At 57.7% G+C, this 7,488-nt stretch carries 5 protein-coding genes, 1 pseudogene and 1 CRISPR repeat array; of the genes and pseudogenes, 2 read left to right on the top strand and 4 right to left on the bottom strand.

Features of this window, described 5'->3' with window-relative positions:
• Positions 1-1,155: cell division protein ZapB (locus OU993_RS19895; protein ID WP_268160381.1), on the bottom strand; the 1,155-nt coding region annotated here is incomplete at its 3' end.
• Between the two features lie 197 nt (positions 1,156-1,352).
• On the opposite strand from OU993_RS19895, the pseudogene OU993_RS28940 reads away from it, so the two are divergent.
• Positions 1,353-1,958, top strand: a pseudogene (locus OU993_RS28940) (CRISPR-associated endonuclease Cas3''); the annotation flags it as partial.
• Positions 1,959-2,138: 180 nt separating this feature from the next.
• On the opposite strand, the gene OU993_RS19885 reads toward OU993_RS28940, so the two are convergent.
• Positions 2,139-2,309, bottom strand: coding sequence for a hypothetical protein (locus tag OU993_RS19885; protein ID WP_268160378.1), 171 nt, complete (start codon positions 2,307-2,309; stop codon positions 2,139-2,141).
• A 4-nt stretch (positions 2,310-2,313) separates the two neighbouring features.
• Positions 2,314-2,680: direct repeats of the CRISPR family, unit length 32 nt; unit sequence GTCGCCTCCCTCGCGGAGGCGTGGATCGAAAC.
• A gap of 140 nt (positions 2,681-2,820) precedes the next feature.
• Here OU993_RS19885 and OU993_RS19880 point away from each other — a divergent pair.
• Positions 2,821-3,927 (top strand): Fic family protein, encoded by a 1,107-nt coding sequence (locus OU993_RS19880; RefSeq protein ID WP_268160376.1) that lies wholly within the window; start codon positions 2,821-2,823, stop codon positions 3,925-3,927.
• 140 nt (positions 3,928-4,067) lie between these two features.
• Here OU993_RS19880 and OU993_RS19875 read toward each other — a convergent pair whose 3' ends face one another.
• Positions 4,068-6,251, bottom strand: a complete 2,184-nt coding sequence (locus OU993_RS19875; protein ID WP_268160374.1) for an amylo-alpha-1,6-glucosidase — start codon at positions 6,249-6,251, stop codon at positions 4,068-4,070.
• On the bottom strand, positions 6,251-7,402 hold the full coding sequence (locus OU993_RS19870) for a glycosyltransferase family 4 protein (RefSeq protein ID WP_268160372.1): 1,152 nt from the start codon (positions 7,400-7,402) through the stop codon (positions 6,251-6,253). The genes OU993_RS19875 and OU993_RS19870 overlap by 1 nt, the downstream gene beginning before the upstream one ends.
• Positions 7,403-7,488: the final 86 nt, after the last annotated feature.

The following is a 7,488-nucleotide window of genomic DNA, read 5'->3' as shown; positions in this document are numbered from 1 at the left end:
GTGGGTACCGACCCGAAACTGCCCGGCATCGTCGGAGACGATCACTGCCTTGCCGACCAGCCCATGATGGCGGATGGCACCCCAGATGCCGGCCTCGGCGAACGGGCGGATGATGTCCCTGTCGAAAATGTCGATACCATGTTCAGCCAGATAGGCGAGAAACGGAACTTGATTGGCAAACCGCCGCGGTTCGTTTCTCTTCAGCCGCGCCAGAAGGGCAGGGTCCACCTGCCGGTCTTCGAGAAAAGCGAAGGCGGCATCGTTGAGGATATAGTCCTGATAGCTGCCGCGCAGCAGGGCCAGGAAGTTCAGTCGCGACTTCGAAGACGTCGTGCGAAAGGCGGTGAAATGCTCACCGCCGATATGCGTCGTATAAACATTGCGGTTGGCGTGACGGGCACCGGTGTCGTCGACCGTCACAAAAGGCGCAGAGACGAGGCCGGCGTGGAGCACGGCTGCATCCTCGGCATGAAAGCCATCCAGCCTCTCTGTGAGAAAGCGGACCACCTGACGTTTGGAGATTTCGACACCAACGTCGTTGAGCAAGGTCGTCATTCGCTGCGTCGTGACTTGGCCATGCGCATGGAGCATCAGACAAAACCGTCGCAGATTGGGCCCAAAGCCACCTCGTATCCCCGCAGGCAACGGCGCGATGATGGTGTCTCCCTCCGGCGTTACCCAGCATTCCCGACGGTAACGAACCACCTCGACCCTGAGCACCAGATCCCGGACGAAGCAGTCCTTGTAGCCCTTGAAGCGCGATCCAACTGGCACGCTGACAGGCAGTACCTCTTCACGCGTCACCCGCTTCGTGTCGTTCTTCGGCCCTCGCGGCCGGGACGCCGGATCTTTGCCGGTGAGCGTCTTGTCACCGGTCGCCTTCTCCATTCCCGACGGTCTGAAGGGTGGGCGCGGCGGCAGGTTTTTCAGGCGCGCAATCTCGTCACGCAGAAGCTGGTTGTCGATCTTCAGCCGGGTGTTCTCGAGCCTGAGCTGGTCGTTCTCATCCCGAAGCCTTTGGTTCTCAGCTACGAGCTTCTCAATCCGGGCGTCTGCCCGATCAGCCCGCTCCACCAGACCCGTCACGAGTTCTCGCAGCGCCTTCAGCGACAGCGTGTCGGCATGCTCGGCCATGGGCAGGCGGCGCTTCGTCATGAAAGAAGAATCTCATGATTTGCAGAAAACAGGAATCCCTCCTGCCACCGGATTTGCTCCAGGTACTAAGCGGGGTAAGCGGGGCTAATCCGGTGTGGATTTTAGCTAGCGATTTCAATTGAAGCCGTAAGCTGAAAATTCTGCACGCGGTTTGTCGTAATGCTCATCGGGAAATGTAACGTGCCGCAGCGATTTACGTGATCCTGCCGCATCCTTGGATTGTGAAGTTCCGAGATTTATACAATAACAGTTTTGCAAAGCGCATTCATGGGGGCGGTCGCTGTTTAAGGCGGCGACCGATAGGTTGGACTGTGATTTACTTTGGTCACAGCGGTAATTGCGGAGACGGGAGTGATTGGCAGAGGCTTGATGCGCATCTGCTGAACGTGGCCCGGCTTTCCAGCAGTTTCGGCGAGAAGACCGGTTTGGCGCGCGCAGCTTATATCGCCGGTCTGTTTCATGATGTCGGCAAATATGATCCTGCCTTTCAGGCCTATATCGCAGGACGGGGCGCATCGGTGGAACATTCGACGGCCGGTGCGCAGGTGCTGCGCGATCTTGCGCAAGGGCCGGACAAGGCAATGGCTGAAATCATCGCCTATGCCATTCTCGGCCATCATGCGGGCCTGCCAGATCGCGACAATACCACAGGCGGAAGTTTCAACCTGCGGATCGGGCATCCTCTCAGGATCGCCGACGCTTGGCGAAAGGAGTTGGGGGACGACCTTGCTGCTCTCATCTCTGGCATGGGAGAGGAACTGAGGCGCTTTGCGGTCAAGGACCGGGAGCGCCAGGGTTTTACTCTATCCTTCGTCGGCCGCATGATCTTCTCCTGCCTGGTTGATGCGGATTTCAAGGACACGGAGGCCTTCTATGTCTCTCAGGGCGAGAGGCAGGCCGATCGCGACTGGCCGCTTCTGCAAGACCTGATCCCAGATTTTCTGGCGCGCTTTGAGGTGCACATGGCTCGCTTTTCCGGTTCGTCAGTGACCTCCGGCAAGGGCCGGGAACTGAACGATCTGCGCGCCCACATCCTGTCGCAGGTGCGCAGCAAGGCCGAGGAACGGCCGGGTCTGTTCACCCTGACCGTGCCAACCGGCGGCGGCAAGACGCTCGCTTCGCTCGGCTTCGCGCTGGATCATGCCAAAGCCCATGGGGGTCGCCTCCCTCGCGGAGGCGTGGATCGAAACTGGATGCTGGCCGAGAAGGTTGTGCAGGTGCGTTCGTCGCCTCCCTCGCGGAGGCGTGGATCGAAACTGTTGGTGGTCAGCAACAGTTGCAGATGCTGTCCGGTCGCCTCCCTCGCGGAGGCGTGGATCGAAACCTCCTCAGCGCCCGATCGGCCGCTTCGCTTTCCACGTCGCCTCCCTCGCGGAGGCGTGGATCGAAACGCGGCGGTACGCTCCTCGCTGTTTGCGGGGCGGCTGTCGCCTCCCTCGCGGAGGCGTGGATCGAAACAATACCTGCGGAAAGTCAGGGCCTCCTTCAACGGCGTCGCCTCCCTCGCGGAGGCGTGGATTGAAACCGCTTTAGGGCAAATGGTTAAGCTGTCGATCGCTGCCTCTTGAACGGAGAGCTGCAGATTGTGATGTTGAGCGATAAACGAGCTTGCAATAACTCATATGTGGCGGTAGTTATGAGTTATAGGCAGGGATGCTATAACTCATGATATGGAATTGGCAAAACGCTGATTGGCCAAACTTCAAATACGACGCCGCAAGCTTGGTACCGTTGGAGCAGAAGTTCCTGCAGTCCGCCGGCGAGGTTATCGGTGCTGTTCGACATTTCAACGAGGACGACAGCAACCAACTTCGTATCGAGTTGCTGAGCGACGAAGCGCTCAAGACCTCAGAGATTGAGGGGGAATTTTTGGACCGCGCGAGCGTCCAGTCGTCACTCCGCCGACAGTTCGGGCTAAGCACTGATGATAGACAGATCCGCCCCCAAGAGCGTGGGATCGCCGAGATGATGGCGGATGTCTATCGAAGTTGGCATGGACCGCTGTGTCATGAGGGACTGTTCCGCTGGCATTCAATGCTGATGGCGGGAAACCGATATATTGAAACGGTTGGTGCTTACCGCACGCATGAAGACGCCATGCAGATCGTTTCAGGTCGATTGGACAAGCCCACGATCCACTTCGAGGCTCCCCCGTCTTGCCGGGTTGCCGCTGAGATGGAGATCTTCATCACATGGTTCAATCAATCCGGGCCAGATGGCCAAACCTCGCTTCAAGCTTTGACTCGCGCCGCAGTAGGCCATCTTTACTTTGAAAGCATACATCCATTTGAGGATGGCAACGGCCGAATTGGGCGCGCGCTCGCTGAGAAATCCCTTGCGCAAAACATAGGGCAACCAAGTCTCATTTCGCTCGCCTTCACAATCGAGAAGCGGCGGAAAGACTACTACTCCGAACTTGAGAGGCACCAGCGCACGCTTGATATTACCGACTGGATCCTTTTCTTTTCAGAAACTATCCTGGAAGCTCAGCGGGCGACGCTTGAGCGCATCGATTTCTTCATTCAGAAAGCAAAGTTCTATGATCGGTTTCGAGGCCGGTTGAACGAGCGGCAGGAAAAGGTAGTCGCGCGCATTTTCAAGGAAGGCACGGCAGGCTTCAAGGGGGGGCTAAGTGCCGAAAACTACATTTCGATCACAGACACATCCCGCGCTACAGCAACCCGCGACCTTCAGCAGCTTGTGGAAATCGGTGCGCTGACGCGTGCGGGTGAACGTCGCCATACCCGGTATTCGCTGGCACTGCAGAAATAAATCGCTGCCACTCCAATGAACACCACCAGAGTCATTATCTAGGTGAACGGCGGTTCGTATCCCTTCAAGAGCAAAATAGGAGGTGGACAGCGTCCTAAATTGCGTCACGCGCCATCGACGCCCAGTTCTCAACCCAAGGCTCACTTTACAATAAGGATCTTGGCGTTGCCATTTCGTCCCAGAACATTTGTGGCAACGTCCGTTCCGTAGCGATGCATTCTGAAGTCGGCATGCGATGAGCCGAGCTTGATATTGCGCAACACGATCTCGTCCAGGAATGCGGGCATGATCGGATCGCGGAAACGGATCTCATTTTCAGTATGAGCCTGTTCAAGGCCGAGGCAGGCACCCAGAACGCCGAACAGCGCAGAGGCCGCCCAGGCCTGTGGTGAGCACGCGACCGGATAAGGGGTTGGTCCTCGACCGGGTCGCCGGATGAAACCGCAGAACAACTCGGGCAGGCGTCGCATCTCCTGCTCCTTTGCTGCATCAAACAGACCTGTGAACACACGTGCCGCCTCATTTTTAAGGTTGTAGCGCGCAAGTCCGATCGCAATCGCCGCGTTATCGTGCGGCCATATGGAGCCGTTGTGGTAGGACATTGGATTATACCGTGCTTCGCCCTGCGCGAGCGTCCGGATGCCCCAGCCGCTGTATCCTTCCTTGCTCAAGAGGGTTGCTGCGACACGTTTGGCTCTTTCTGGCGAAGCAATGCCCGCAAACAAGGCGTGTCCTGCGTTGGAACTGCGAACGCGACACGGCCGCTTCATGCCATCGAGGGCCAGGATGTAAGTTCCAAGCCCTTCGTCCCAGAATTCAGATTCGAAACGAAGACGCAGTTGTTCGGCCGCTGTAATGAGATCTGCTGCCTGCTGGTGATGCCCTAGTCGGTCAGCCATTCGCGCGGCCGCACCCTTGGCTGCGAAGACATAAGCTTGCACTTCGCACAGGGCGATAGACCCAGTCGCGTCTGTTCCATCTTCATGAAAGATGGAGTCGTGCGAGTCTTTCCAGCCCTGGTTTTTCAGGCTGCCGTTGCTTTCCGCGTGATATTCGACAAAGCCGTCTCCGTCATTGTCGCCATATTCATCGATCCAGCGCAACGCGGCGTCGATGTTTGGCCAGATTTCGGCGACGGTCTCCAGGTCGCCTGTGGCGTCGAGGTACATCCCTGCCAGCATGATGAAGAGCGGCGTTGAATCGACGCTGCCGTAATAGCGACCGAATGGTACTTCACCGAGATTGGCCATTTCGCCATGGCGCATCTCGTGAAGGATCTTGCCCGGCTGCGCATCAGCGCGAGGATCTGTTTCCTGGGATTGCATCGCCGCCAATGTGCGCAGAACACCCCGTGCGATCGATGGGTCCATCCACAGCATGAACATGGCCGTAAAAATCCCGTCGCGCCCGAAAATCGTGCTGAACCAGGGAATGCCCGCATAAGGATAGGGGCCGGAGTCAGTCGGCGTGACCAGCATATAGACGTCGGAGGTGGCACGGCAGGCAACTTCATTGAAAAGATCGCTTGAGCTTTGCATCGTCGCGATGCTCCGCGTCTGGACGCGTCTGGCGCGACGGCTTTCTCGGTAGGCGCTAAAGAACTTCAGCAAAGGCGCGAACTCGCCTTCTTTGCAGGCGACGGTCAGGAAGATCGACTTCTTCTCTCCCGGCGCAAGTGTCAGCCCCAGTGTCGATCGGTCCGTTTCAAGATGTTCGGGAACAGGCGTGAAGGTAATCCGCGTACGGCGCTCTACCTCATCCAGGCCAAGATAGAGAAATTCGACGGTGTTCGCGGTTACCACTTCGGACGTTGCGTGCCCCCGTTTTGCCCGCGTCATCCCGCGAACCTCGAACAGATCCCGAAAATCCGCACCGAAGGTGTAATCGATCGTTAACCGGCGCTCCACCGGCGTGAAGTTTCGCACGCTGAGACGTTCGTAAAACACCCCCTTGTAAAGAAACTTCGTGCGTTCGAAGAAGATGGTCTCGCGGGGCAGTGCCACGGCACCATCTTCGATATCAGGATTTGTAAGATCGACGGAAAGCGCAGCCTTGTCATCGTGATTGGAGGAGTTCAGCAGCAGGAGCTTGCGCCCTTGAAACCGGAGCTCCAATTGGGACAGAAATCTCGTATCGCGATGAAACAAGCCCTCCACGCTATTGTTGCCCGTAACATCTCCATGGCTGTTCAGGACAGCGAAGGTATCCCCATCCTTCAGCTTCTGTAGCGACAGACCGACCAGTGAAGTCTCAACTTCAAGATCGTAGCGGATTGTATCCGGGTTTTCCGCTACTTTGAACGAGGGATCAGCAGTGTGTGCCATCAGACAGGCCTATCAAATGGCGACGCAAAGCCGGAGCGTCCACCGGACAGGTTTGTCGCCGCAATGACCTGCACTGCGGGTGCCGGTGTCACATGCGTGAGGTAACGGCCATGAGGTCTCATTGTCACCGATACCTCCGATAGCCCCCGGTACTCGGCAACGTAGTCCGACGCCATCCGTGCTGCGGTAAAGCGTTCCTCGAACCGCCGACGGACCGCATTTCGGTCGACACCAGCAGCCTTTCGAACGGCTTCAACGGCCTCCTCAATCGAGTCGACGATAAAGCCAGTCACTCCCTCGTCCATCACCTCCGGAACCGAGCCTCTGCGCCAGGCAATCGTTGGCGTTCCCTCTCGCATGGCCTCAATCATCACCAGTCCGAACGGCTCTGGCCAATCGATGGGAAACAACAGAGCGATTGCGTTTCCGAGAAAGTCGCGCTTTTCGTGGTCACCGATCTCACCGATGAATTCAATCAGCGGATGATCGAGTTGCGGGCGAATGACGTGGTCGAAGTAGTCTTGGTCGGCTGGATCGACTTTCGCCGCGATTTTAAGGGGTATCCCTGTCCGCTTTGCAATTTCGATCGCCCGATCCGGGCGTTTTTCCGGAGCCACGCGTCCCAAGAAGGCAAGATAGTCGCGTTTGGCGGCCGTGAACGGCGCCGGGCCTGCGGGAAGGCCATGGTGAATATTGGCTAGCCAGTTGGCTCCGGGAAGCGGCAGACGCTGATTTTGCGAAATCGAAACGAGCGGCATCTCCGGAAACGCACGATACACCGGATGAAAATCCGGCAGGTCCAGCCTGCCATGCAGCGTGGTCAGACAACGGACGGATGAGTCCCGGAACGCTGGAAACTGGAGCAAATCGACATGGAAATGGATGACGTCGAAGGATGAAGCCTGGCTGCGAACCTCCTCCAGCATGACCAGGAGGCTTGCAGTGTGATCGCGTATGCCTCCCAATCTCAAACCCTGCGGGACCGCCCGCACGAGTTCAGCAGACGTCTCTGAATCTCCGCTGGCAAAGAGTGTGACATCGTGGCCCTGCTCGACGAGTTCTTCCGTCAACCAGGAGACGACACGTTCCGTGCCGCCATAAAGTTTCGGCGGAACGGATTCCGCCAGGGGTGCTACTTGTGCGATACGCATTGGGGTTTCTCTGTTGCGCCAGGCGTCAGTCCACACGAGGCTTCGTGGGTACCGCCGGCATCCGCTCACGAGGGCGTTGCTAATGC

Origin of the sequence: Rhizobium sp. SL86, from assembly GCF_026672545.1 — a bacterium.
GTDB lineage: Bacteria > Pseudomonadota > Alphaproteobacteria > Rhizobiales > Rhizobiaceae > Neorhizobium.
Note: the sequence above shows the minus strand (reverse complement) of the source record. Positions and strands in the feature narration are given on the sequence as shown.

Bases quoted from the DNA above. Each gene is read 5' to 3' on its own strand.
- OU993_RS19885 (WP_268160378.1), bottom strand. From the start codon at position 2,309: ATGGGCTTTGGCATGATCCAGCGCGAAGCCGAGCGAAGCGAGCGTCTT.
- OU993_RS19880 (WP_268160376.1), top strand. From the start codon at position 2,821: ATGATATGGAATTGGCAAAACGCTGATTGGCCAAACTTCAAATACGAC.
- OU993_RS19875 (WP_268160374.1), bottom strand. From the start codon at position 6,251: ATGGCACACACTGCTGATCCCTCGTTCAAAGTAGCGGAAAACCCGGAT.
- OU993_RS19870 (WP_268160372.1), bottom strand. From the start codon at position 7,402: ATGCGTATCGCACAAGTAGCACCCCTGGCGGAATCCGTTCCGCCGAAA.